The following is a 23,760-nucleotide window of genomic DNA, read 5'->3' on the forward strand; positions in this document are numbered from 1 at the left end:
TCCCGCCGGGTGCGGCGTGCGGCGCCAGACCGGATTCAGACGGCGTGGGCGAGCGACTTCAGGATGGGTTCGGGACCGCTGACCGTCACCTCGTCGCCGCGCGCGCGGCGACGCACCAGCCACTCGTTCAGCATCTCGGCGGTGGTGTGGTCGATCGCATGGACGCGGTCGAGATCGACGTGGACCGCCTTGCTCGGAGGCAGTTGCTCAAGCACGTTGGTCAGCCGGGTAAGGCCGAGAAACGTTGCTGCGCCCTCCAGTTCCAGACGGACCGTTTCGTCCTCGGTCTTCTCGCCCACGCGGAAGCGCAGGTTTCGCAAATGCGGCACGAGTTCCAGCGCCGACAGGGCAAGGCCCACGAGCACGCCGGTCAGCAAATCGGTCGTCACCACCAGCGTGAAGGTCGCAGCCCAGATCAGCGCCGGCATCACGCCGTGAACGTCGAACAGACGCCGGACCTGCTTGAGGCTGACCAGCTTCCATCCGGTCACGACCAGCACGCCGCCGAGCGCGGCCATCGGCACCTCGCGAAGGATGAACGGCAGCAGCGCGACGAAGCCGAGGATCCACACGCCGTGGACCATTGCCGAAAGACGCGTCTTCGCGCCCGCCTGCACATTGGCCGAACTGCGCACGATGACGCCGGTCATCGGCAGGGCGTTGAAAACGCCGCAAAGCAGGTTGCCCACGCCCTGCGCGCGCAGTTCCTTGTTGTAGTCGGTCCGGGCCCCATCGTGCATGCGGTCAACCGCGGCGGCCGAGAGCAGGGTCTCGGCGCTGGCGATGAACGCGATGGCGATGGCCGAAACGATCAGCGACCCTTGCGTCAGCGGCGCGAGGAAGCCGCCATCAGGCAAGGCAAATGCGGCACCGATCGAATCCGGCACCACAATCCGGGCTACGTCCAGCCCAGCGCCCCAGGCCACCAGCGTCGCCGCCAGAACGCCGAGCAGCGCCCCCGGCAGCAGGCCGAGGCGGGCGGGCTTGAGCTTTTCCCAGCCGATCATCGTGGCGATGGTGAGCAGGCCGAGCATCAGCGCCAGCTCGGTCGAGCGCAAGTCGAACGGGGTCAGGCCGAGGATGCGCGCGGGCATCATGGCAAGGTTGTCGATCCCGCTGGACTGGGGCTTGGCATCGAACAGGATATGGAACTGCCCGATCACGATCAGCGCGCCGATCCCGGCGAGCATGCCGTGGACCACGGCAGGGGAGATCGCGCGGAAGACGCCGCCGAGCCGGGCAACACCGGCCACGAACTGCAAGGCTCCGGCAAGCACGAGGACCGGGCCGAGGGCGGAAAGGCCGTTGTCGCGCACGAACTCGAACACAATGACCGCCAGACCTGCAGCCGGACCACTCACCTGAAGGGGCGAGCCGGCCAGCAGGCCGACGACGATGCCGCCGATGATGCCGGTGACCAGCCCCTTTTCCGGCGGCACGCCCGAGGCGATGGCGATGCCCATGCACAGCGGCATGGCCACCAGGAACACCACGACCGAGGCCGTAAGATCGCGCGCAAGGAAGCGGGTCATCCCGCCTTGCGCGGCCGGAGCAGAGGTTGCCGCGTTCATTCTGCGGCCTCGGATGTCCAGCTGTCGATTACCGAACGGCGACGGGCCGGGAGCGCCACAGGCAACGGCTTGTCCTCGCGCAACGGCGAGAACTCGCCGGTCTCGCCATCGAGCCCGAGCACGACGCCGGCGCTGATGTCCACGAACCAGCCGTGCAGCGCCATTTCACCGCGCGCGATGGCTGCCGCGACCGACGGGTGGGTGCGCAAGTGTGCCAGTTGGGCAATCACGTTCTGCAGGCTGACGGCGCGAACCCGCTCGTCGCCATGAAGGTTGGGCGAGCAGGTCGATACGACATGCTCCGCCGCCGCGCCGTGGCGCAGCCAGGCAACCACGTTCGGCATGCCTTCGGGCAGTTCGGGGGCGGAGAGCGCCTTCATCGCGCCGCAGTCGGAATGGCCGCAGACGATGATGTCGCGCACGCCGAGCGCCATGACCGCGTATTCCACGGTCGAGGTCACGCCGCCGTTCATCGTCGCAAAGGGCGGGACCATGTTGCCGGCGTTGCGGCAGACGAAGAGTTCGCCCGGCTCGGCCTGCATGATCTGTTCGGGCACGATGCGCGAATCCGCGCAGGAGATCATCAGCGCCTTGGGGCTTTGCCCCTCGCTCACGAGCTTGCCGAACAGTTCGCGGCTGTCGGGGAAAACGGTCTTCTCGAAGTGGAAGACGCGGCCGATGAGTTCGTTCACGGCGCTGGACCTTTCGTTAAAGCGGACGACCGACGGACGGCGTCCAAGCCCTAACCAAAGTATGTATCGCGTCTTTCCGCTTCGGCGCGGCTTCGTAACGAACTGTTTCGCCTGCCCTCAGTTCGTCGCAAGCGGGAAGCGGACGGTCACCACCAGGCCACCGGTCGGCCGGTTCCGCAAGTGCAGGATGCCGGCATCGAGCTGGATCGCCCGGCGTACGATGGCCAGTCCCAGCCCCATGCCCGGCGTATCGCGCGAGCGGGCGGAATCGAGCCGGACGAACGGCTGCAGCACATCATCGATGCGGTCGGCAGGAATGCCCGGACCATCATCGTCGATGACGATTTCGGCCATGTCCTGATCGCGGCGCACCGTCACCCTCACGTTGCCGGCATAGTGCAAGGCGTTCTCGATCAGGTTCGAGAGCGCCCGGCGCAGGGACACCGGACGGGCCATGATCTCGAGGCTTTCCAGCCCGTGGAACGTGGCATCGGCACCGTTGTCTGCGGCCGTATCGACCAGCGTCTGCGCCATGACGGCAACGTCGATCCGCTCGGCCGGCAGGCGGCTGCCTCCGGATTCGACGAAGGCCTGAAGCGATTCCAGCATGTGCCGCATCTCGCCAAGGTCGGCGCTCATGCCTTGGCGCGACTCGTCGTCGAGGTCGAGTCCCTCGATCCGCAACTGCATTCGTGACAGCGGAGTGCGCAGATCGTGCCCGATCGCCAGCATCGATTGCGTGCGATTGGTCATCGATTCATAGACGCGCTGCTGCATCTCGTTGAAGGCGTGGATCAGGTCGCGCACTTCGGCCGTGCCCTGCTCGGCCAGTGGCTGCGGCGGCCCTGCCCCCACCGTTTTCGATGCCCGCACCAGCGTGCGCAAGGGCGCCAGCGTCGCCCGGAACAGCACCCATGCCAGCAGCACCAGCGCCAGAGTTGGCAGCAGCAGCGTCACGATCCGTCCGGCGTTCAGCGACCACGCACCGCTTTCGTAAGTCTGGAACAGCAGGACGCTGCGATCGGGCAACAGCAGCGAACCGCTGACATTGCCGGCGCCGACGGGCTTCAGATGCAACTGGAGATCGGCCCGGCCGAGTTCGGCCGCATCCTCGACAATCTGCTCGCGCAGCCGCGAAAGCTGTACCGAGCCGGTGGGACGCGCCCCCTGCGGCCGCCAGTCGAGCGCAAAGCGATCGGAACTCAGCGCCTTGGCCACCTGCTGGCGCTCTGCGACAGGCGCCCGTCCGATCGCGCGGCTGGCAATGACCAGACTCTCGGCGACGCGCGCGGCATCGTCCTCGCGCAGGGCAAAGCGGTTGGCGCGCTCGAACAGGAAGGTGTTCGCGGTGAAATCGACCACTGCAACAAGCAGCAGGATCGCCAGGAGTCGCTCGGGCAGGCCAAAGCGGCGGGACAGCATCAGCCGCGCTGCACTTCCGCCTTGAACATGTAGCCCACGCCCCGGACCGTGACGATCGGCGCATTGCCGCCCGCCGCCGAAAGCTTGCGGCGCAACCGGCTGACCAGCACGTCGACGCTGCGATCGGAACTGTCACCCAGACGCGTGCGCGAAAGCTCGATCAGGCGCTCGCGCCCGAGCACGCGCTGTGGCTGGCCGATGAAGGTCGCGAGCAGGTCGAACTCGGCGCCGGTCAGGTCGACCATCGCGCCGCTTGGCGAATGGAGTTCGCGCCGCGCCATCGAGACGGTCCAGCCATCGAAATGAATGTCGCCACTGCGGTTGCCGGTATCGCCCGCCGTATCGGTGACGACATTGGCACCGCGGCGCAGCACCGCGCCGATCCGCGCGACCAGCTCGCGCGTGCTGAACGGCTTGGGCAGGTAATCGTCAGCGCCGAGTTCCAGCCCCAGCACCCGGTCTTCCTCGCTGCCACGGGCCGAGACGAAGATGATCGGCACTTCGCTCTGCTTGCGCAGGCGGCGGAACAGTTCGATCCCGCTCGTCCCCGGGAGCATAATATCGAGGACCACGAGGTCCGCCGGCTCACTTTCGAGCGCGACCCACATCTCCGCCCCGGTGGCGGCGGTGCGGACATTGTAGCCGTTCTCGCGAAGGGCGCGTGCGGTCAGCGTCCGCAGCGGTCCGTCATCCTCAACAAGTACGATCGAAGGAGATTGCATAAGATCCCGACGCGGTTGCAGCAGCACGGTCCACGATAACAGCGGCAGCCGTGGTGCCAAGGTTGAAGAACACGCATTCTGGTGGCGATTTCCGGGGAAAAGCGCCGGAAAGGCGAAAGAAAAGCCGCCCGCCCGGCCTGCCCCCGCAGACCAGCACACCCGCAAGCTGGAGTCCGCGCTTTGCGGGTGACGGGCCACTACGAGACAAAATGTTGCTGGATTACATTTTTGACTGATCTGGTCTGAATTGCGAGAGGTCGAGCCGCTCGCTCGGCCCCAACCACATCACGTGTGCCGTGTGGTCTGCCAGGTCATCGCCGCTATTGCCGTGGCAGAACACGGTGAACTGCCCGCGATGCAGCATTAGCCATTCGATCGCCTCGCCGATTCGCGCTGCCGGTATCGTCATCTGGCAGGACCCGCGCGGATGTGGCCCGACGGGCTGGCGATGCACGCGCCCCATCGCCACGCCCAGCGCCGCTTTCATGGCAGCGCACAGCGTGCCAGCTTCCTCCGCCTCGTCAGCGTTGAAGTAGACGTGTGCGTGGTAGTCGGCAAAGCCCTGCATTTCCTGCTATTGCGTCAAGCGCTTGCCAATCGCAACATCGTGCTGCCAAGGACTTCCCGATCGGCTTGCCGCTTCGGCAGAGTCGACGGATATCTACGACTATTGTCCAAAAGCCCAAACGGCCGACACACGATAGATTAGTGGGCAAGAGAAAGCTTCGAGGAGGGTTTGTACATGGGCGCAACAGTCTATCCGGTCCCCGCACAATGGGCCGAGAACGCCCTTGTCGACGAGGCACGCTACTTCGAGATGTATCGCCAGTCGGTAGAGGATCCCGAAGGCTTCTGGGCCGAGCACGGCAAGCGGCTCGACTGGATCAGGCCCTTCACCAAGGTGAAAAACGCCTCCTACAACGAAGCCGACTTCGGCATCCGCTGGTTCGAGGACGGCACACTCAACCTATCGGCCAACTGCCTTGACCGCCATCTGGCAGAGCGTGGCGACCAGATCGCCATCCTGTGGGAGCCGGACAGCCCGAGCACGCCGCACCGCGAGATCACTTACCGCCAGCTCCACGAACAGGTCTGCCGCTTTGCCAACCTGCTCAAAGCGCAGGGGGTGAAGCGCGGTGAGCGCGTCACGATCTACCTGCCGATGGTGCCCGAAGCTGCCGTTGCCATGCTCGCCTGCGCCCGCATCGGTGCGATCCACTCGATCGTTTTCGCGGGCTTCAGCCCCGATGCCCTCGCCGGCCGCATCGTCGACTGCGACAGCCGCATCGTGCTGACCTCCGACGAAGGCCTGCGCGGCGGCAAGAAGGTTCCGCTCAAGGCGAATGTCGACGAGGCGCTCAAGCAATGCCCCGGCGTGAACAGCGTCATCGTGCTGCGCCACACCGGCGCCGACGTGCCGATGGTCGAAGGCCGCGATGTCGATTGGGCTTCGGGCGTTGCCGCGCAAAGCGCAGAGTGCGCGCCTGAGGAAATGAACGCGGAAGACCCGCTGTTCATCCTCTACACTTCGGGCTCCACCGGCAAGCCCAAGGGCGTGCTGCACACCACCGGCGGCTACTCGGTCTGGGCCTCGATGACCCACCAGTACGTGTTCGATTACCGTCCCGGCCAGATCTACTGGTGCGCGGCCGACATCGGCTGGGTCACCGGCCACTCCTATGTCGTCTACGGACCGCTGACCAATGGCGCGACCACGGTGATGTTCGAAGGCGTGCCCAACTTCCCCGATCCGTCGCGCTTCTGGCAGGTGGTCGACAAGTTCAAGGTCGAGATCTTCTACGGCGCCCCCACCGCCCTGCGCGCCCTGATGCGCGAAGGCGATGACTGGGTAAAGAAGACCAGCCGCCAGTCGCTGCGCCTGTTGGGCTCGGTGGGCGAACCGATCAATCCCGAAGCCTGGGAATGGTATCACAAGGTCGTCGGCGACAGCCGCTGCCCGATCGTCGACACCTGGTGGCAGACCGAGACGGGCGGCGCGATGATCACCCCACTCCCCGGCGCCACGCCGCTCAAGCCCGGCTCGGCCAGCCGCCCGTTCTTCGGCGTGAAGCCGGCGCTGGTCGACAACGATGGCAACTTCCTTGAGGGCGCAACCGATGGCTGCTTGGTCATCACCGACAGCTGGCCCGGCCAGATGCGCACCGTCTGGGGCGACCACGAACGCTTCTTCCAGACCTACTTCAGCACGTTCAAGGGCCTCTACTTCACCGGCGACGGCTGCCGTCGCGACGAGGACGGCTACTACTGGATCACCGGCCGCATCGATGACGTGATCAACGTCTCTGGCCACCGCATGGGCACCGCCGAGATCGAGAGCGCGCTGGTCGCCCACGCCAAGGTCGCCGAAGCTGCCGTGGTCGGCATGCCGCACGATATCAAGGGCCAGGGCATCTACGCCTTCGTCACCTGCAATGCCGAGGTCGAGCCGGACGAGGCCCTGCGCAAGGAACTGATCCAGTGGGTCCGCCACGAGATCGGCCCGATCGCCACGCCCGACGTGATCCAGTTCGCCCCCGGCCTGCCCAAGACCCGCTCGGGCAAGATCATGCGCCGCATCCTGCGCAAGATCGGCGAGAACGACATGTCCAATCTCGGCGACACTTCGACGCTGGCCGATCCCAGCGTGGTCGACAACCTCGTCGCCAACCGGCCGCAGCTGGAAAAGGCCTGATCTGAAGAGGGGCGCGGCTGCTCAGCTGCGCCCCCCTGCCGGACGTCAGCCTGAATTTTCGTCCCCGCATAAACCTTCGTCATTGCGAGGAGACGAAGTCGACGAAGCAATCCAGCGTTGCCCAAACCGCCCTGGATTGCTTCGCTACGCTCGCAATGACGAGCGTGTATCTGCGAGATTGGTGCGCTTACGTCAGCAGCTTGCCGCTCTTCTCGCGGATCACGCCTTCGATCATGCGCTTGGCAAAGCCGAGGCTGGCGGGGATATCCACTTCGACCACCAGCTCCTTCTCGGCCAGTTCCACCCCGCAATCGAGCGTGTAGCCCATCGCGCTGACGGTCATCACCATGTGGTCGTCGTCGGTGAAGGTTGTGCTCACAGTGGCCATGCCATCGGCCTTGGCCGCCGCCTGCGCCGCCTTTTCGCGCAAGCGCCGCCGTGCTTCGTCACGGTCGAGCGAGTGGGGGATGGCGATGCGCATTCAGGAGACCTTCGGAGCTTCAAGCTGGGGCGCCGCCTCTAGCCCTTCCCCATAGCGATAGTCCAGATAGCGCCCGCGTACCGCCAGTGCGTCGAGATCGCCCGATGCCAGTTGACGCGTGATCTCGTCGATCTCCTTGCTGATCTTGCCGAGCCCATCGGCCAGTTGCTGATCGGCATTGCGCCCGCCGCGCTCCTCGCGCCGCAGATGGGCCGGGATCTTGCGGTAGCTCTCCACCATGCCCGGCAGATGCTCGCCCACCAGCTTGCGCACTTCAACCGCAGCGGGTTCGGCGGGATCGATGCCTTCCAGCTGCAGTCCAAGGCCATCAAGCTGCACGCCGATCTGGTCCACCAGTTGCACCGCAGGCGCGGGCAGCGCGGGCCGCTGCGCTTCGAGCCACAGTTCGGTGCGACCGACCATCGTGCGCACGTCGCCGGTGTTGAGCGCCGCAAGATCAGGCACCTTCATCTTCGGGAACGTCGCGAAAAACCACAGCGCCGCCACGATGGCGAGGCCGAGCACCATCACCCCGGTGATGCCGATGCCGTCGAGGATCATCCCCGCCACCATCGCGCCGACCAGCAGCACGCCGACCGACATGGCCATGCGCGCGGCCTTCTTGCCGAAGTGCTGGCGCTTCAGTTCCGCAGACCGCCTGCCGATGCTGCGTCGGCCGCCCGCCTGCTGGCGCACCAGCGATGAGCGCGCTTCGGCAAGGATGCGGTCGCTGTCATGAGCCGAGGAATTGGCCATGCCTCGCTCAGCCCTCCAGCGTCAGCAGCGGCGAGGTGTCCGGCCCTGCCAGCTTGGCCTGTGCAGCCCCTTCGGCGCGCGCGATGTAGCCCTTCGACTTCTCGACCTCGCCCGAAAGCGTATCGACCGTCTGCTTCATCGCATCGAGCGCCTTGAGCTTGAAGGTGTCGATCGTGTCCATCGTATCGTAGATGTTCTGGAAGGCACGCTGCAGCGTCTCCAGCGGGATCGTGCTGGAAGCGGCCATCTCGTGAATCTTGCCGGTCTGTTCGCGCAGCAGCTTGCCGGTGGAATCGATCATGTTCGCGGTGGTGGTGTTGAGCGCGGTGATCTGCTGGAGCACCAGCCGCTGGTTGGTCATCGCCTGCGCCACGGTCACTGCCGTGCGCAGCGCCGCCACCGTCGTGGTGCTGGCGCGGTCGACGCCCTTGACCAGTTCGACGTTGTTCTTCTTGACCAGATCGAGCGCGAGATAGCCCTGCACCGTCACCGCCATCTGGGTCAGCAGGTCCTGCGTACGCTGGCGGGTGTAGAACAGCGCGCTTTCGCGGATCGCCTTGGCCTTCGCCGGATCGGTGTGATCGAGATCGGCAGCGGCTTCCTCCAGCTTGGCATCGAGCGTCCTGGAGATGTGGATCATCTGCTCTAGATTGCCCATCGCTTCCCACAGCTTCTGGCGCTCTACATCGATGCCGGCGTTGTCCATCAGCAACTCGTCCTTGCCCGAGGCGAGGCGTTCGAGGATCGCCTTGATGTGGCCCTGCGCCGAGGTGTAGCCGTCGAAGTACTTCTTCAGGCTGTTGCCGAAGGGGATGATGCCAAGGAACTTGCGGCCCGAGGACAGGTTGCCCTGCCTACCGGGATCGAGGTCCTCGATCGTGCGGCGCAGCGCGGCAAGGTCGGCGCCAACGCCGCTGTCCTTGTCCATCGCGCGGATCGGCCGGTCGAGGAAGCGGTTCGACATGCCCGCTGCCTGCGAAATCTCCTTGCGGCCCATGTTGGTCAGCTGATCGACCTTCTTGCCGAACTCCGGACTTTGCGCGTCGACAGAGATCAGGTCAGCCACGAAGGCATCGACCTTGGCTTCCAGCTTGGAGCGGTTCTCGTCTGAAACCGGCACTAGCCCTGCCGCCTGTGCGGGCGCGACCACCGGCACCGGATCGGGCGGGGTCAAGCTGATCGGGGTCATTGTCGCGGTTTCGGTGGGGGTAGAAGCCATCGTGCTGGGACTTTCGGAATTGAACGCGTTCAAAGCTATGCTCGCAACATGGTATGTCGCGCCGTCGCGCGCAAGCTGTCTTATACTCGCAACACAGCGCCGCGCCTTGGGCCATATCGACGGAGCGTTGCCACAGGTCCATCAACGGCATGATGACCACGATGAAACGATGCGCCGTGTTCGGCGCCAGCGGCGGGATCGGCGCCGCCCTGACCACCCTTCTCGCCGCACGCGAAGACATGAGCGAAGTCCACGCCCTGTCGCGCAGCGGCGGCATTGGCGCGGGCAAGATCATCGCCCACCACTTCGACCTGCTTGACGAAACCTCGATTGCGCAGGCCTGCCAAGGCATCGGCGCACCGCTCGACCTCGTGATCGTCGCCACCGGACGCCTGGTCCGCGAAACAGGGGAAGGCCCCGAAAAATCCTGGCGCGCGCTGGATGCCGCCGCGATGGCAGAGCTCTACGCGATCAACACCATCGGCCCTGCCCTGATCGCGCGGCATACGCTGCCCCTGCTGCCAAAGGACCGCCCCGCCACGTTCGCCGCGATCTCCGCCCGCGTCGGCTCGATCGGCGACAACCGCCTTGGCGGCTGGCATTCCTATCGTGCCTCGAAGGCGGCGCTCAACATGCTGGTGAAGAACTTCGCCATCGAACTCGCCCGCACCCACCCGCAGGCCGTGGCCGTCACCCTCCACCCCGGCACCGTCGACACACCGCTATCGCGCCCTTTCCAGCGCGGCGTCGCGCCCGAAAAGCTGTTCACCCCCGAACGCTCGGCCGGGCATCTGCTCGCTGTGATCGACAGCCTGACACCAGCGCAAAGCGGCAAGATGATCGCGTGGGACGGTGCGGAAGTGCCCTTCTAGGAAACCGCAGCGGCCAAGGCTTCAGCAACCCTCGCCTGCTCAATACTTGACGTTGCGGGTAAAGCCGCCGTCGACGGTGAGGTTCACGCCGGTAATCCACGAAGCCCGCGCCGAGGCGAGGAACAGCACGGCATCGGCAATCTCCTCTGGCTTGCCGAAGCGACCCTGGGGATGTCGGCTGCGATTGGCCTCGGTGTATTCGGGCATTTCCGTGCCGAGAAAGCCCCAGCTGCCATCGGGGATCCACACCGGCCCGGGACACACGCAATTGCAGCGGATGCCATCCTTCATGTAATCGACCGACAGCTGGTGGGTGTAGTTGATCAGCGCGGCCTTCATCGCCCCATAACTCAGCCCGGATTCGCCGAACGCGTGGTTCTCGATGGCGGTGATGGTCGACATCTGCACGAACGCGCCGCCGCCTGCGGCCTTCAGATGCGGCAAGGCGGTGTCGAACATCGCCACGGCCGACATCAGATCGACATTGTAGTTGATGTCCCAGCCCTTGCGGCTGCGCGGTATCCCGCCAAGCGCGCTGGCATTGGACACGACGATGTCGATGCCGCCCATGTCGGCAGCGGCCTTCTCGACCCAGGCGGTCACCTGATCGAAATAGCCGCAATCGACAACCGAGCCATAGACCTGCCCGCGCGAGGACAATGCTTCGACCGCATCCTCCACGCCGTCGCCCGCCAGCTGCGTGGCGTAGACCTCCTTGTCGCTGGGGTTCGGCTCGCCAGAGCGTGCCCTGCGGCCGCAGAACGAGACGATTGCGCCCTCGTCGAGAAAGCCCTCGACGATCCTGCGCCCGATCCCGCGCGTTGCCGCACTGACGATGACTTTCTTGCCCTTGAGTTCAAGATCCATGGCGTCTCACCTGTTGTCGTGCCGGCTTCAGAGCGGCGGGATGGAATCGTTCGGATGGATTTCCATGATTTCGAACAGGTTTCCGAAGAAGTCCCGTCCATAGGTCGCGGCATGGCCGGTCTTGTTGCCGTGCGCGTCGGTCTCGATCACCGAAAGATCGGGCGGCGTGTTGAACTCCAGCCCGGCGGCAACCATCCGCTCATAGACGGCCTGAATGTCGTCCACCTGAAAACCGATGTGGGTGTAGCCGTTCCGGCTCACCGGTCGCCTGGGATCCTGCGGCGGCGAGACCGGCGAGGTATACTCGAAGACTTCGACATGAATGTTTTTCAGGCGCGCCATGAAGGTCTTGGCCGCCGATCCCTCGATCCCGACGATCGCATCGATCCAGGCATTGCCGGGGTGCCACTCCACCGCCATGATCTCTTCGGCTCCCAGCAGGTCGATATAGAATCTCCGTGCCGTCTCGATATCCGGCACCGAGACGGAGACGTGGTGCACGCCTTGCAGGTGCTGCTTCACTTGGCCCCCTCCAGATACTTGTCGAGCGTATCGTGCAGGTGCCGGATGCGCGCTTCCTGATAGATCGAGAGCGTTTCGGCCCCCTTGCCGCTGGCATACATGCCTTCGCGCTGCAGCCGCATGATGTCGGTATCCTGATCGAGCACGCTGGCGAGGAAGGCATCCATGCTTGCGACGCTGGCAAAGGTCTCGTCCTCGCGGATGACCTCGACAGAGGCGACCTCGAAATCGCCGTCGCGTGGCTTCGGGTGAAGCACGTACTGGTCGAATATCGCCCGGTCCCGGTCATGGCCATCGGGGCGGAACTGCTGGATCAGGCACAGGCCCGGCGCCGGATAGACCAACAGGTTCGGAAAAAGATGATACTTCAGGGAATCGATCATCTCCGGAACCGAATGGGTCGAATAATCAAGGCCATGCCGCGCGCGCATCTGGTTGCGAAGCTGCTCGGCCATGACCCAGCGCGCGGTCTTCCCCTCCGGCACCCTCGCCCGCTCGCCGACCAGCGCACTGTCGGCCACGAGCATGCTGTCGAGCAGTTCCTGCTCGCTGGGCGGGTTCGTCACGGTGGGGCTTGGTGAAGCCATCGCGCACAGATCGCGGCTGACATGGTCGGAGAAGATGTCGTGCTGCATGTTCTGGTCGCCGACCGTCCGGGTCATCTCGGGATGGACGTAGGGCGTATGGTACGCTTCCATGAACGCTTCCATCGCCAGCTTCCAGTTGCCCGGCAGGTGCTTGCGCACATGCGTGGCAACGTACCAGCCGGTCAGGTCCCAGTTCGCGAAATGATCGGGAAGCACTTCGAGATAGTCGAGCAGCGGCGGCGCATCGCGATCGAAGTTCACGAAGATCATGCCGTTCCAGCTCTCTACGCGGACTTCGGGCAGGCACGCCTTTGCCCGGTCGAGCTGGGGGAATTCGAAATCGCAAGGGATGGCCTTGAGCGTACCGTCGAGGTTCCATTGCCAGTTGTGGAACGGGCAGGTGATGTCGGGCGACCACCCGGTCGCCCCCGATGGCTTGAGCTTCGTGCCGCGATGCAGGCACGAGTTGTAATAGCCCTTGAGCCCGTCCGGGCTGCGCGTGATCAGCACCGAAAAGCGCCCGATATCGTGGACCACGTAGTCCCCGATCTCGGCAAGATGCTCGTCCCGGCAGGCGAACTGCCAGACGCGCTTCCACATCCGCTCCATCTCGGAATCGAAGAATTGCTGATCTGTGTAGCGCGCAAAGGCAATGTCGCGCAGGTCCTGAGGCGGGTTGGATTGCTGCACCAGCACCTCGGGCAAGTCACCATCGCGCCCCGCCACATCGGCCCAGGTCCTGCCCGGATAGCGATCGCGCATCATCTGCTGAACGTCAGTCATGGATAAGCCACTCCCAAACGAAAAAGAAGATGAATTCATGTTCTGATTAAGGCTCCATTCTCTCCCTCTTCGGGTCAATTACGAGAAAGGATAGGTCTGGCGCTGCCCGGCGGGTTCCATCTCGGGAGAGCCCGGGCTCAGCTCTCGATCCTGAGGTAGCGCAGCGCCATCTCCAGCGCCTCGGACGCAAAATCGCCGTCGGTCACTTTGAGGCCGCGACCATATTCCCCGTCCATTGGCAGGACCGACCAAACCACGGCCCCCCGTATGATCGAATGCGCATAGAGCACCTGCCGCCGCAGCTGCTCCGGATCGCGGTCCGGCAGCTTTTCGACCAGAAGATCGGCCACGAGCGCAGCAACCGTGTCGTTGGCGTTGCTCTGATCCTGATGGACGTCCGGATTCTCGAGGCGCATGCGCTCGATCAGCCGCAGCAGTCCGGCATCGACCGTGAACGCCGTGAAGACGATGTTGAGGTGAAGCTGCACGATCTCGCGCGGCGTGGCCGCACGTGCCACAGGGGACGTACACAGCGCAGTGATCTCGCGCATCCGGCACGACCGGTATCCGGCAATGATCGCGGTGAGCAGGGCCTCCTTGTCAGCGAAGTGCTTGTAGAAGGTGCCGACCGGCACGCCCGCCTCGCCCACGATGTCGGCGACGCGCGTTGCGTCGATCCCCTTGGCAGAGAACTGCTTCACCGCGCTTCTGACGATGCGGCCCAGCGACTCCCTGCTTCTGTTCTGCAGCGGCTTCGAGAAGGCCTCGCTGCCTTCCATCCACCGCAAGGGATCCCGTTCGAAGGAGATGGAGTCCGCTGAGGAGGCTGGATCGCTTTGGGCTGGCACTCGGCGTGATTAGCCGTCTTGTGCGGTGATTGCTACGCTGCCGGTTCGCCCACCTGACACATTCGATACCTGACGCGTTCCTCGGCGCGCGGGATAGTGCGCTGCGAATTGGGGATCGGAGGATGTGACATGCCAGAAGCGCAAGCACTCGGGTTCGAGGTCGTGGCCGAAGGTTTCGCGTTCATCGAGTCGCCGCGTGTCATGGCAAACGGCGACCTGTGGTTTTCAGACCTCAATGGCGGCGGCGTCTACCGCAAGCGCAAGGGCTGCGCGGTCGAGACGATGCTGCCGGGCAGGCAATGGGTCGGCGGCATGGTGTTCGATGAATCCGGCGCCGTGCTCTGCGGCGGGAAAGGCGGCATCGTCGCGCTCGATCCTGTCTCCGGGGCGACGATTCCCGTCCTGTCCGAACTTGAAGGCGTGCCGATCATCGCCGTCAACGACATGGAAGGCGATGGCCGCGGGGGCTTCTTTGCCGGGACGATCGACTTCGTCTCCATCATGGAAAAGGGCGAGCCCCCCTCACCCGGCTCGTTCTTCCACGTCTCTGCCGAAGGAAAGGTAACGGTCCTCAGGCGCGACGTCTTCGCCTCGAACGGCATTGCCACAAGCCCCTGCGGAAACTGGCTCTACCACTCCGAGACCTCGCGTGGGATCTGGCGCTACCGGCTTGGTGCCGACGGCCTGCCGGGGGCGGGAACGCTGCTGGTCGAGGAAGAGGACAGCGACGGCCTTGCCGTCGACAGCGAAGGCAATCTGTGGCTGGCCTGCTGGAGTTCGAGCCGACTCATGCAGTACGCGCCAGATGGCACCGCGCTCCAGGCGCTGACCCTCCCTTACACGCACATCGTCAGCGTAGCGTTCGACCCGACGAACAGGCACCGCCTCTTCGTTGCCACCGGCGGCAATGACAGCGCGCCGAAGGCCGGAGCGGTCGTGAGCATCCAGGTCAAAGTGCCCGGCCTCCCCGGTCCGCAGACAAGGCTCGAAGCTCTGTCCAATTGGACGAACAGAGCGAAGTAGGCGCGAGACACGAGAGTTCCGCAAAGGCACCCGCTGCGCCGCGTTTCACTCAACGATGCGCGAAATGGAGCGGTGAAGGGAATCGAACCACGCTCGTAGCGGCTTGCCGCGAAGAGCCACAAAGACTCGAGGTTTCCCCGAAGGCACCCGCTGCGCCGTATTTCTGCTCAACGATGCGCGAGATGGAGCGGGTGAAGGGAATCGAACCCTCGTATTCAGCTTGGGAAGCTGCTGCTCTACCATTGAGCTACACCCGCGCGCGGCGATTGCCGACGAGGACCGTCTTGCGGACAGCCGGCCTCTGCCATGGCCGGGGGGAGCCGTCAACATTTGGGCGTCAACCTTTGCATGCGAGCCGCTGCGCGAGGGCGTGATCTGCGTATCGACGCAGATCTTCCAACGCGCGAGACTCACCTTCAATCCAGCCGAAAATCCTTTTCGCATCCGCAAAAACAAAGGCGTTGACGAACTTTTGACATCTGTCCAGTCTTTCCTCGACACCGCGTTCGACTCGTTTCCGGACACGGCCTGCCAAGGGGGAAATCGCGACCATGACTTTGGCCGAAACTGCTGCCCGTGATGCTGCCACGGATGTAAGCCAGACGGGGGCGAAGCGCCCGCATCGTCGGCACCTTCTGCAATTCCTTGCCCTGACCGCGCTCCCGGCCTCGATCGTGCTGGCGCAATCCGCGAAGGAGCCGCCGCGCGCTCCTTCGAACCCGGTCGAGACCGAGGCCGGCATCGCGATCAAGGACCCCTTGGTCGTCGAGAAGTGCGGCACCTGCCATACTGCAGATGCGAAGGGCAACCTCTCGCGCATCTCTTATGTGCGCACCACCCCCGAAGGCTGGGCGCAGGTGATCCGGCGCATGGCCTCGCTCAACGGCCTGTCGATCACGCCGACCGAAGCCAAGGCGGTGATCCGCTCGCTCTCGGCCAGCAACGGCCTTTCGCCCGAGGAAGCCAAGCCGGTTTCCTACCTGCCCGAACACCGCATCGTGGTCGAAAGCAACATTCCCAACGAGACGATCCGCCAGTCCTGCGCCGCCTGTCACGCCTTTGCCCAGCCACTGTCGTGGCGCCGTTCGAAGGCGGAATGGAGCCTGCTGCGCAACTTGCACGTCGCGATGTATTCGCAGGCTGACGCGCAGTTTCGCAAGCCGGTGGAAGACCCGACGCAGCCCGTCCCCGCCAATGGTGCGCCCAAGCCGCTCCCGGTCGAGGTCGCGCTCGACTACATGAACAAGAACGCGCCGCTGATGACGCCCGAGTGGACGAAGTGGCAGGCCCGCCAGTCCTCGGCCAAGCTCGGCGGCAAGTGGCTGGTCAACGCCTTCCTGCCCGGCAAGGGCCTCTATGTCGGCGAGATGATGCTGACGCCCGCTGGCGCCGATGACGATTACACCACCGCCATCACCCTAAAATCGCTGGCCGATGGCTCGACCCTCACCCGCAGCGGCAAGGGCCTGGTCTACACCGGATATTCCTGGCGCGGCACGTCGTCGAGCGGCCCTGCCGGGGCCCGCCCGGACGCACCGCAAGACCACGAAACCCGCGAGACCATGCAGTTCTCGCCCGACCGCAAGAGCGCGGAAGGCCGCTGGTTCTGGGGTGACTACACCGAGTTCGGCTTCAACGTGAAGCTGACCCGCGCCGCCGCCGAACCCACCGTCTCCGCCGTCTGGCCCTATGCGCTCAAGGCCGGAAGCAAGGGTGCATCGCTCAAGCTGATCGGCGATGCCTTCCCGGCGGGCCTGAAGGCTTCTGACATCGATCTTGGCAAGGGCGTGACGGTGACCAAGGTCATCTCCGCCAGCCCGACCGAGGCGGTGCTCACGGTCGATGTCGCCCCCGATGCCACCGTCGGCGCGCATGATGTCGGCGTGGGCGGATCGATCCTGGCGGCCGGCCTGCCGGTCTACAAAAAGGTCGATTACATCAAGGTCACGCCCGAAACCGCGATCGCCCGCCTCGGCGGCAGCGAGAAGCATACGCCCGGCTACCAGCAGTTCGACGCGCTGGGCTATGACGCCGGACTCGACGGCAAGCCATACACGGCGGACGACGTTTCGCTTGGGCCCATCGACGTGACCTGGGCGATGGAGGAACTGCCGACCGTCTATTACGACGACGACGTCAACTACGTCGGCAAGCTCAGCCCGACCGCGCTGTTCACGCCCGCCATCGACGGGCCGAACCCCGAGCGCAAGTGGGGCCGCAACAACTACGGCGAAGTCTGGGTCGTCGCCACCGCCAAGACCGAGAAGGACGCGCTGGGCAAGCCGCTCAAGGGCAAGGCGTTCATGGTCGTCTCGGTGCCCGCTTACAAGCGCTGGGATCAGCCGGAGGTGGCCAAGTGACCACCGCCCTCGTCCCCAAGTATCGCCGCGGCGACATCCACCTGTTCGAGGCCGAGGGCGCTGGCTTCGTCTACCTTGCCTCGGCAGGTGCGATCTTCGCGCTCGATGAAGGCGCAGCCAATGTCATGGCCGTGCTCGGCGAACGCCAGATGGCCTATGGCGAGATGGTTGCCGCGCTGGTCGAAAAGGGCTATTCGCGCGCCGATGCCGAAGACCTGATCCGCGAGCTGCGCGCGGTGCGGGGCATCGTCTCGGACGAGATCCGTGAGGCTCCCCTCGCCCCGGCGGCTCCGCCCGAGGACTACCCGTTGCAGGCGCTGGTGCTGAACGTCACCAACCAGTGCAACCTTGCCTGCACCTATTGCTACGAATTCGGCGCGGACAAGATTGCCACGCCCGCAGGCAAGCCCAAGTACATGACGCTGGAGACGGCCAAGACCTCGGTCGACTTCCTGCTCAAGAGCTCCGGCGAGCGCGAGGTGCCGCACATCACGTTCTTCGGCGGCGAGACCTTGATGAACTTCAAGCTGCTGCGCGACGTCGTGCTCTATGCCAACGAGGCCGCCGCTGCGGTCGGCAAGCGCATGACCTACAGCCTGACGACCAACGCGACGCTGCTGACCGACGAGATCATCCAGTTCCTTTCCGATCAGGCAATCGGCGTCACGGTATCGATGGACGGTCCGCCCGACCTGCAGGACCGCCACCGCGTCTACAAGAACGGCAAGGGTTCCTACGCGGTGATGGAACCGCGCCTCAGGAAGCTCATCGCCGGGCACAAGACCCGCGCGATCACTGCCCGCGTCACGCTGACCGAAGGCGTGACCGACGTGATCCGCATCTACCGCCACTTGAAGGACGACCTCGGCTTCCACGAAGTCGGTTTCGCTCCTGTGACCGACTCCGGGCAGCAGGCCTACACGCTTGACGACGAGGGCATGGACACGGTCGTCGCCGCGTTCCACGAACTCGCCGCCGAATGGCTCGCCTACGCCTTGCGCGGGGAGATGCATGGCTTCTCCAACGTTTCGGAGACGATCAGCGAGCTGATCCAGGGCACCAACAAGTCCCACCCCTGCGGCGCGGGCCTTGGCCTTGTCGGCGTGAGCCCGTCAGGCGATCTATCACCCTGCCACCGCTTTACCGATGCCGATACCCATGTGCTCGGCCACGTCACGACCGGGCTGGACAAGGAAAAGCGCACCGACTTCCTGACGCGCGGGCATGTCGGCGCGAAGTACGAATGTTCGTCCTGCTGGGCACGTCCGCTCTGCGCCGGTGGCTGCCATCACGAGGCCTTCGTCCGCTACGGCGATACCGGCCACGCCAACCTGCACTACTGCGACTGGATCCGCGAATGGACCGAGGCCTGCCTCAAGATCTACGGCACGGTCGCCCAGCGTAATCCCGAATTTCTTGAACGCTTTGCTGCACGAAAGGGCTTGTCATGAAGCACCTGAAACCCCTCAACAAGAAGGCTCTGCGGATCGAGGAAACGATTGCCTCGACCGAGGAAGACGTGATCGCGCTTCAGCAGAAGCCGATGCACACGCCGATGGGCTGTTCGATCTCGTTCTCGCCCGGCTGGGAAGTCGATGCGGGCGGCGGCACGGCGGGCCTGTGCCAGCCGGCCGAGCGCGACATTTATGACTGCTATGTCACCTGCTTCTGGCCGGTGCAGGTCCCCGATCACGTCAACTACTCGCCCGACTGGGCCAGCAATTGCGCGACCGCGGCCAAGGACTGGCGCAGCCTCGACATCATCTTCCCTTGAGGGCTTCCGTCCTCACGTGACCTCACTGCATCGGAAGACCAGACCCATGAAGAAACTAGGGTTAGCTCTCGTCTCGCTTCTCGCCGGCACCGTCCCGGTCCATGCCTCGACGGTGTTCATGGGGTCATACCCCGACAAGATGCTGATCGTCGACGAGGCGACGGGCGAGATCAAGGACCGCATCACGCTGGCCTCGGGCCTGCCGACTTCGATGCGCATCTCGAACGATCAGAAGAAGATCTACGTCACCACGATCACCACCAGCGGCATCGAGGTGATCGACACGGCGACCAAGAAGGTGGTCAATTCCTTCAGCCTGAACACGCCGACCACGCGCTATCGCTTCGGCGGCGGCGTGCCGGACCCTTCGGGCAAGTTCTTCTACACGATGATCCAGAAGTTCGAGAAACTGCAGGATCGCTGGACCGTCAGCCCGCAGATGTTCGGGGTGATCGACCTGACCAAAAAGGCGGTCGTCCGCACCGCCGACGTGCCCGACGAGGACGTGCGCAATGGTGCAGGGCGCGGCAACTACATGCTGTCCAAGGACGGCAGCACGCTGTTCCTGATCCGCGACAAGGTGCTGGTGATCGATACCGCCTCGCTCAAGGTCAAGGACCGGCTCGAGTTCTCCAAGCCCGAGGCGACCGGCATCGAGGGCGTCAGCTTCGGCGGCGGCGTGGAGGCACTGCGCAACCCCGATCAGTACGTCTCGATGTTCACGGCGCAGGACCCCTATATCCGCAACAAGGTCTATGGCGTGGGCCGCTTCGACCTCGTCACCAAGAGCTTCGACTTCCGCCCGATCGGCCCGGCGCCGGTGGGCGGCGGCATGGCCGGCCTGCAAGTGTCGAAGGACATGAAGGAAGGCTGGACCGTCGTCACGCAGGAGAAGGTCGGCAACAAGCGCTGCGAATTCTGGCACCTCGACCTGACGACCAACCTGGTCAAGAACAAGGCCGAATTCCCCTGCCGCACGCGCTTCCAGTTCGGCATGTCGGGCGATGGCAAGCTGCTCTACATCTATGGCGCGAGCTACGACATCGAGATGTACGATGCGCAGACGCTGCAGCACGTAAAGACCATCGATCTCGGCAACGACACCACCGGCGCGGGGATGATCATTACCCAGTGACGATCTCTGCACTCTTGAGGGGGCAGGGCGTCGCGGTGGCTACGGCCGCGCACCTGCTGGACCGGGCCGGGTTTGCGTTTGCGCGCGAGCCCGGCCTGCGGCGTCCGGTGCCGGTGATCATGCTGAGCGATGCGGCACTGGGACTGCTGCGAGACGTGTTCGGCAATGGGGCGCTTTTTGCCGACAGGCCTCGGATCGAGCGGCGGGTGGTGAAGTGGGGCAGCGCTGAGGCGGTGGAGATGCCGCACGGGGCGGTTGTCGTTTCGGAAGACAGTCTAGCCGATGTTCTTGATATGTTTCCCCGGGGAAACGTAGCGAAGCGAAGTTCAGCGAAGCCCGACAGGGCGCAGCTAAACATCCAACAATCCAATGATTTCAATGCAAAGATTACCCTCCAAGCAATGCCGCCGTTCTCGTGCGGAGAAACCTTGCGCTTCGGCGAACGGCTGTCGACGACCGCGCGAGTCACCCTGAAAGCAGACGCCCCTGCCCGCACCTGCTGGATCGAAGCGGTGGACGCAGGCTGGCTGTTCCTGATCCCCGATGGCTTCGGACAAGCGTGGCTCCTCGCCGTGGGCGGTAACCCCCAGACCCTGGCGCAGGACGCCCCGCTGATCGGCCCGCTGATCGACATGCTGGAGCCGGCCGGCGGCCAGTTCGACACCAGTCCCCGCATGCTGGCGCAATTGGCGGGCGTTGGCTGGCTGGCCTGTGGCACCGCCGCCATCGCCTTCGACCCGATCTGCGGCGACGGCACCGCGCAGGCGGCGCGGGAAGGCATCCTTGCCGCCGCCGTGATCGGCGCGCTGGCACGGGGCGAGGACCCTGCCCTGCTGGCCACGCACTACCACTCGCTGCTGCTCGCCTCGCTGCGGCGGCACCTGCAACTGTCGCTGCCATTCTATGCCAATGGCGGTGCGGGGCGCTGGTGGCATGAGCAATACGCAGCCGCCAAGGCTGGCTACGAGCAGACGACCGCCTTGCTGGCCAGGCTCCCCGAACCGCGATTTGCGCTCCATGGCTTCGATCTTGTCCGGCGCGAGCGGGCGGCATGAGTGAGGCGCCCAAGATCGCGCCGTGGAGCACCTACAAGCGGCTGTGGCCGTGGCTGAGGCCCTATGCGCCGCGTCTGGTTCTGGTGCTGCTCGGCAGCCTCATGGCCACCGGGCTGACGCTCGCGCAGCCGTGGATCTCCAAGCTGATGATCGATGAGGCGCTGCTCAAGCGTGACTGGCCGATGCTGGTCCGAATTGCCGGGCTGATGATGGCCGTGACGGTGGGCGGCTTTGCCGTCAACGCGCTGGTGTCATACCGCTACGTCTCGCTCTCGGCGCAGATGCTGTTCGACATGCGCGTGGCGCTGCTGCGCCATCTTCAGCGCCTGTCGCCGCGCTTCTATGGCAGTTTCCGGCTGGGCGACCTGATGTCGCGGCTCAACTCCGACGTTTCGGACGTGCAGCGCGTGGCGGGCGATACGCTGCTTTCGGTGCTGAGCAACGTCCTGTTCTTTGCCGGCTCCGTCGCAATGATGCTGTGGCTGGACTGGAAACTGTTCCTCGTCGGCACGGTGCTCGTGCCCTTCGCGGTCATGAGCTTCCTCCACTTCCAACGCCGCATGACCGACCTGACCCGCCAGATGCGCGAGCGCGGCGCGGACATCGGCAGCCTGCTCGCCGACACGATCCTCGGCGTGCGTACCGTCAACGCGCTGGGGGCCGAGGCGCATGAAGCGGAGCGGTTTGCCAAGGCCAACGGCGGTTTCGTGGCGACAATGCTGCGGATGCAGACGACCTCGTTCCTGACGGGGGCACTGCCGGGCACGATCGTCACGGCATCGAGCGCAGCGGTGATCCTCTATGGCGGGAAGCAGATCATCGACGGCACGATGACCATCGGCGCGCTGGTGGCGTTCATCACCTACCACGGCCGACTGCTTGCCCCGGTGCAGGCCTTGATGGGGCTGACCGCGAGCCTTGCGACGGCGCGCGTCGCCCTCGCCCGCATCTTCGAGCTGTTCGATACCGCGCCCGAAGTGATCGAGGCCGAAAAGCCCTGGCCGCTGCCGCTGGTTGCGCGCGAGATCCGGCTGGACAACGTGACCATGCACCATGGCCGCGAGCCGGTGCTGGACGGCGCAAGCCTGACGATCCCGGCAGGCTCGTTGACGGCGATCCTCGGCCCCTCCGGCGCGGGCAAGTCGACACTGGCGGACCTGCTGGTGCGGTTCCTCGATCCGGTTGCGGGCACGGTGAGCATCGACGGGGCGGACTTGCGGGAGGTATCTCTGGCCGACTTGCGCGCTCGCGTCCTGCTGGTCGATCAGGCGCCGTTCCTGTTCAACGCCTCGATTGCGCAGAACATCGCCTTTGCGAAGGCTGAAGCCTCGACAGAGGAGATTGCCAATGCCGCCAACGCCGCCGGGCTCGATCCGCTGATCGCGCGCCTGCCCGAGGGCCTCGCCACCCGCACCGGCGAACGGGGCCTAGCCCTCTCGGCAGGCGAACGCCACCGCATCGCCATCGCCCGCGCGCTGCTGCGCCAACCCGACGTGCTGATACTTGATGAGCCGACGGCAGCGCTGGACGAGGAAACCGAGCGCGTCGTGGCGCTGGGCCTGCGCCGCGCGCTGCCCCACGCCACGCTCATTGTGATTACCCACAAGCCTGCGCTGGCGGAGATGGCCGATCATGTGATCCGGCTTGAGAACGGCAAGGCGCGGATGGAACCGCAGGTGACGGCGCATGGCTAGAGTCGCGGTGATCGACAGCGGAGTGCATCCGACGCACCCGCACATCGACGCGGCGCTTCTGCTTCCGGGGTGCTCGGTGCTGGCCGATGGCACGGTGCTGCGCGACCCGTTCGAAACGCTGGACAAGCTCGGCCACGGAACGGCGGTCACGGCAGCGATTCAGGAACTGGCACCGCAGGCGCAGATCATGCCGATCCGTGTCTTTCGCGATGGCCTGCGCGCCTCGGCTCGCGCGCTGGCGACAGGTATCCGGCAGGCGCTGGAGGCGGAGTGCGATGTCATCAACCTCAGCCTCGGCACGCCCAATCCGCAACATGCCGAAGTCTTTGCCCTGCTGGCAGAGGAGGCGGAAGCCCAAGGCGCGCTGATCGTCGCGGCCTACGAGGCCGAGGGGCAGCCGTGCTGGCCAGGTTGCCTGCCGGGAGTACTCGGCGTCGGCCTCGATTGGGACCTGCCGCGCGGCGTCCCTTGCCTGTCGCCTGACCAGCGCAAGGTCATGGCCTCGGGCTATCCGCGCCCGATCCCCGGTGTTGAGCCGCGCCGCAACCTCTACGGCGTGAGCTTTGCAGTGGCGCAGGTAACCGGGTGGATCGCAGCGCGCGGGTTGACGCGCCGGGCCGAGGCCATAGCCGCTTGCGCCGAATTGCGTACACCGCAAGGGGCCGCTGCCGATTAGGCTGGCGCC

General features: G+C 65.0%; 22 protein-coding genes and 1 tRNA gene. 10 read left to right on the forward strand and 13 right to left on the reverse strand.

All coding sequences use genetic code 11. The features are described from left to right. Positions 1-35: 35 nt before the first annotated feature. The 5 genes from I2488_RS15275 to I2488_RS15295 form a co-directional block, all read right to left on the reverse strand. Positions 36-1,571, reverse strand: a complete 1,536-nt coding sequence (locus tag I2488_RS15275) for a SulP family inorganic anion transporter (protein ID WP_196276673.1) — start codon at positions 1,569-1,571, stop codon at positions 36-38. Next, positions 1,568-2,263, reverse strand: coding sequence for a carbonic anhydrase (locus I2488_RS15280; RefSeq protein ID WP_196276674.1), 696 nt, complete (start codon positions 2,261-2,263; stop codon positions 1,568-1,570). The genes I2488_RS15275 and I2488_RS15280 overlap by 4 nt, the downstream gene beginning before the upstream one ends. A gap of 117 nt (positions 2,264-2,380) precedes the next feature. Continuing rightward, positions 2,381-3,685, reverse strand: a complete 1,305-nt coding sequence (locus tag I2488_RS15285; protein WP_196276675.1) for an ATP-binding protein — start codon at positions 3,683-3,685, stop codon at positions 2,381-2,383. Further along, positions 3,685-4,407 carry a response regulator transcription factor gene (locus I2488_RS15290; RefSeq protein WP_196276676.1) on the reverse strand — a complete coding sequence of 241 codons (723 nt, stop codon included), beginning with the start codon at positions 4,405-4,407 and terminating at the stop codon, positions 3,685-3,687. Before I2488_RS15290 ends, I2488_RS15285 begins: the two co-directional genes overlap by 1 nt. Positions 4,408-4,627: 220 nt before the next feature. Then, positions 4,628-4,975 carry a DOPA 4,5-dioxygenase family protein gene (locus I2488_RS15295; protein WP_196276677.1) on the reverse strand — a complete coding sequence of 116 codons (348 nt, stop codon included), beginning with the start codon at positions 4,973-4,975 and terminating at the stop codon, positions 4,628-4,630. 174 nt (positions 4,976-5,149) lie between these two features. On the opposite strand from I2488_RS15295, the gene acs reads away from it, so the two are divergent. Further along, positions 5,150-7,099 carry an acetate--CoA ligase gene (gene acs / locus I2488_RS15300; RefSeq protein WP_196276678.1) on the forward strand — a complete coding sequence of 650 codons (1,950 nt, stop codon included), beginning with the start codon at positions 5,150-5,152 and terminating at the stop codon, positions 7,097-7,099. Positions 7,100-7,286: 187 nt separating this feature from the next. On the opposite strand, the gene I2488_RS15305 is transcribed toward acs, so the two are convergent. The 3 genes from I2488_RS15305 to I2488_RS15315 are packed head-to-tail and all read right to left on the reverse strand — an operon-like array spanning position 7,287 to position 9,555. Then, complete coding sequence (locus I2488_RS15305; protein ID WP_196276679.1) at positions 7,287-7,580, reverse strand: polyhydroxyalkanoic acid system family protein; 294 nt, start codon at positions 7,578-7,580, stop codon at positions 7,287-7,289. After that, positions 7,581-8,336 carry a hypothetical protein gene (locus I2488_RS15310; RefSeq protein WP_196276680.1) on the reverse strand — a complete coding sequence of 252 codons (756 nt, stop codon included), beginning with the start codon at positions 8,334-8,336 and terminating at the stop codon, positions 7,581-7,583. A 7-nt stretch (positions 8,337-8,343) separates the two neighbouring features. Then, positions 8,344-9,555, reverse strand: a complete 1,212-nt coding sequence (locus I2488_RS15315; RefSeq protein WP_196276681.1) for a toxic anion resistance protein — start codon at positions 9,553-9,555, stop codon at positions 8,344-8,346. A gap of 161 nt (positions 9,556-9,716) precedes the next feature. Between I2488_RS15315 and I2488_RS15320 the strand changes: the two genes are divergently transcribed. Further along, positions 9,717-10,427, forward strand: a complete 711-nt coding sequence (locus tag I2488_RS15320) for an SDR family NAD(P)-dependent oxidoreductase (RefSeq protein WP_196276716.1) — start codon at positions 9,717-9,719, stop codon at positions 10,425-10,427. Positions 10,428-10,466: 39 nt separating this feature from the next. On the opposite strand, the gene I2488_RS15325 is transcribed toward I2488_RS15320, so the two are convergent. From I2488_RS15325 to I2488_RS15340, 4 genes are all read right to left on the reverse strand, one after another. Next, on the reverse strand, positions 10,467-11,294 hold the full coding sequence (locus I2488_RS15325) for an SDR family NAD(P)-dependent oxidoreductase (RefSeq protein WP_196276682.1): 828 nt from the start codon (positions 11,292-11,294) through the stop codon (positions 10,467-10,469). A 27-nt stretch (positions 11,295-11,321) separates the two neighbouring features. Next, the gene (locus I2488_RS15330; protein WP_196276683.1) at positions 11,322-11,816 is read right to left on the reverse strand and encodes a VOC family protein; all 495 of its coding nucleotides are present in this window, start codon (positions 11,814-11,816) and stop codon (positions 11,322-11,324) included. Further along, a complete protein-coding gene (locus I2488_RS15335) occupies positions 11,813-13,186 on the reverse strand; it encodes an aromatic ring-hydroxylating oxygenase subunit alpha (RefSeq protein WP_246465700.1) in 1,374 nt (457 codons plus the stop codon). Before I2488_RS15335 ends, I2488_RS15330 begins: the two co-directional genes overlap by 4 nt. 137 nt (positions 13,187-13,323) lie before the next feature. Beyond that, entirely contained in the window at positions 13,324-13,965 is a 642-nt protein-coding gene (locus I2488_RS15340; protein WP_196276684.1) for a TetR/AcrR family transcriptional regulator, read from the reverse strand. A gap of 198 nt (positions 13,966-14,163) precedes the next feature. Here I2488_RS15340 and I2488_RS15345 point away from each other — a divergent pair, with 198 nt between their 5' ends. Further along, positions 14,164-15,057 (forward strand): SMP-30/gluconolactonase/LRE family protein, encoded by an 894-nt coding sequence (locus tag I2488_RS15345; RefSeq protein WP_196276685.1) that lies wholly within the window; start codon positions 14,164-14,166, stop codon positions 15,055-15,057. Positions 15,058-15,240: 183 nt separating this feature from the next. Here I2488_RS15345 and I2488_RS15350 read toward each other — a convergent pair. Continuing rightward, positions 15,241-15,314 (reverse strand) — tRNA-Gly (locus tag I2488_RS15350). Between the two features lie 294 nt (positions 15,315-15,608). Here I2488_RS15350 and peaA point away from each other — a divergent pair. From peaA to qhpE, 7 genes are all read left to right on the forward strand, one after another. Then, positions 15,609-17,417 (forward strand): quinohemoprotein amine dehydrogenase subunit alpha, encoded by a 1,809-nt coding sequence (peaA, locus tag I2488_RS15355; RefSeq protein ID WP_196276686.1) that lies wholly within the window; start codon positions 15,609-15,611, stop codon positions 17,415-17,417. Next, positions 17,414-18,868, forward strand: coding sequence for a quinohemoprotein amine dehydrogenase maturation protein (peaB, locus tag I2488_RS15360; RefSeq protein WP_196276687.1), 1,455 nt, complete (start codon positions 17,414-17,416; stop codon positions 18,866-18,868). The genes peaA and peaB overlap by 4 nt, the downstream gene beginning before the upstream one ends. Continuing rightward, positions 18,865-19,191 carry a quinohemoprotein amine dehydrogenase subunit gamma gene (gene qhpC / locus I2488_RS15365; RefSeq protein WP_144902617.1) on the forward strand — a complete coding sequence of 109 codons (327 nt, stop codon included), beginning with the start codon at positions 18,865-18,867 and terminating at the stop codon, positions 19,189-19,191. The genes peaB and qhpC overlap by 4 nt, the downstream gene beginning before the upstream one ends. 46 nt (positions 19,192-19,237) lie before the next feature. After that, a complete protein-coding gene (locus I2488_RS15370; protein ID WP_196276688.1) occupies positions 19,238-20,326 on the forward strand; it encodes a YncE family protein in 1,089 nt (362 codons plus the stop codon). Between the two features lie 107 nt (positions 20,327-20,433). Further along, on the forward strand, positions 20,434-21,381 hold the full coding sequence (locus tag I2488_RS15375; protein WP_196276689.1) for an NAD(P)/FAD-dependent oxidoreductase: 948 nt from the start codon (positions 20,434-20,436) through the stop codon (positions 21,379-21,381). Next, positions 21,378-23,075, forward strand: coding sequence for an ABC transporter ATP-binding protein (locus I2488_RS15380; protein ID WP_196276690.1), 1,698 nt, complete (start codon positions 21,378-21,380; stop codon positions 23,073-23,075). The genes I2488_RS15375 and I2488_RS15380 overlap by 4 nt, the downstream gene beginning before the upstream one ends. Continuing rightward, positions 23,068-23,751, forward strand: coding sequence for a subtilisin-like serine protease QhpE (gene qhpE, locus I2488_RS15385; protein ID WP_196276691.1), 684 nt, complete (start codon positions 23,068-23,070; stop codon positions 23,749-23,751). The genes I2488_RS15380 and qhpE overlap by 8 nt, the downstream gene beginning before the upstream one ends. Positions 23,752-23,760 lie beyond the last annotated feature (9 nt).

Source organism: Novosphingobium jiangmenense (genome assembly GCF_015694345.1).
GTDB lineage: Bacteria > Pseudomonadota > Alphaproteobacteria > Sphingomonadales > Sphingomonadaceae > Novosphingobium > Novosphingobium jiangmenense.

Excerpts from the sequence above, each read along its gene's own strand:
- I2488_RS15275 (WP_196276673.1), bottom strand. The coding sequence starts at position 1,571 with ATGAACGCGGCAACCTCTGCTCCGGCCGCGCAAGGCGGGATGACCCGC.
- I2488_RS15285 (WP_196276675.1), bottom strand. The coding sequence starts at position 3,685 with ATGCTGTCCCGCCGCTTTGGCCTGCCCGAGCGACTCCTGGCGATCCTG.
- I2488_RS15290 (WP_196276676.1), bottom strand. The coding sequence starts at position 4,407 with ATGCAATCTCCTTCGATCGTACTTGTTGAGGATGACGGACCGCTGCGG.
- I2488_RS15295 (WP_196276677.1), bottom strand. The coding sequence starts at position 4,975 with ATGCAGGGCTTTGCCGACTACCACGCACACGTCTACTTCAACGCTGAC.
- acs (WP_196276678.1), top strand. The coding sequence starts at position 5,150 with ATGGGCGCAACAGTCTATCCGGTCCCCGCACAATGGGCCGAGAACGCC.
- I2488_RS15305 (WP_196276679.1), bottom strand. The coding sequence starts at position 7,580 with ATGCGCATCGCCATCCCCCACTCGCTCGACCGTGACGAAGCACGGCGG.
- I2488_RS15310 (WP_196276680.1), bottom strand. The coding sequence starts at position 8,336 with ATGGCCAATTCCTCGGCTCATGACAGCGACCGCATCCTTGCCGAAGCG.
- I2488_RS15315 (WP_196276681.1), bottom strand. The coding sequence starts at position 9,555 with ATGGCTTCTACCCCCACCGAAACCGCGACAATGACCCCGATCAGCTTG.
- I2488_RS15320 (WP_196276716.1), top strand. The coding sequence starts at position 9,717 with ATGAAACGATGCGCCGTGTTCGGCGCCAGCGGCGGGATCGGCGCCGCC.
- I2488_RS15325 (WP_196276682.1), bottom strand. The coding sequence starts at position 11,294 with ATGGATCTTGAACTCAAGGGCAAGAAAGTCATCGTCAGTGCGGCAACG.
- I2488_RS15335 (WP_246465700.1), bottom strand. The coding sequence starts at position 13,186 with ATGACTGACGTTCAGCAGATGATGCGCGATCGCTATCCGGGCAGGACC.
- I2488_RS15340 (WP_196276684.1), bottom strand. The coding sequence starts at position 13,965 with ATGGAAGGCAGCGAGGCCTTCTCGAAGCCGCTGCAGAACAGAAGCAGG.
- I2488_RS15345 (WP_196276685.1), top strand. The coding sequence starts at position 14,164 with ATGCCAGAAGCGCAAGCACTCGGGTTCGAGGTCGTGGCCGAAGGTTTC.
- peaA (WP_196276686.1), top strand. The coding sequence starts at position 15,609 with ATGACTTTGGCCGAAACTGCTGCCCGTGATGCTGCCACGGATGTAAGC.
- qhpC (WP_144902617.1), top strand. The coding sequence starts at position 18,865 with ATGAAGCACCTGAAACCCCTCAACAAGAAGGCTCTGCGGATCGAGGAA.
- I2488_RS15370 (WP_196276688.1), top strand. The coding sequence starts at position 19,238 with ATGAAGAAACTAGGGTTAGCTCTCGTCTCGCTTCTCGCCGGCACCGTC.
- I2488_RS15380 (WP_196276690.1), top strand. The coding sequence starts at position 21,378 with ATGAGTGAGGCGCCCAAGATCGCGCCGTGGAGCACCTACAAGCGGCTG.
- qhpE (WP_196276691.1), top strand. The coding sequence starts at position 23,068 with ATGGCTAGAGTCGCGGTGATCGACAGCGGAGTGCATCCGACGCACCCG.